Raw genomic sequence first — 226 nt, 5'->3', positions numbered from 1 at the left:
TCCCCGTCAAACACCGTTGTAACATGAATCTCTGTTTTGTTTTTTGCCATAGGCAGTTATCCTCCATACATGAAAATAGCCAGACAGAGGGTGTCGGCAACGAAGTCCGGCAACGGGCTTCAAAAGACCTTGCAAACAATCTCAATCTGGCGATGGTTACTATTTATACTTTTCTTTTATTTTTCTGTTGTTTTGGTTGTTATAAGGGAGAAAAGCCCGGAAATAA

The 226-nt window shown here is 40.7% G+C and carries 1 protein-coding gene; it reads left to right on the top strand.

Going from position 1 to position 226, the window contains the following annotated elements; translation table 11 throughout:
* Nucleotides 1-23 precede the first annotated feature (23 nt).
* On the top strand, nt 24-226 hold a 203-nt coding region (locus GPK49_RS08470), incomplete at its 3' end, for a tweety protein (protein WP_118697147.1).

The sequence above is a fragment of the Clostridium sp. MCC345 genome (genome assembly GCF_018785345.1).
Taxonomy (GTDB): Bacteria; Bacillota; Clostridia; order Lachnospirales; family Anaerotignaceae; genus Anaerotignum_A; species Anaerotignum_A faecicola.
This window is presented reverse-complemented; position numbering and strand designations above follow the sequence as displayed.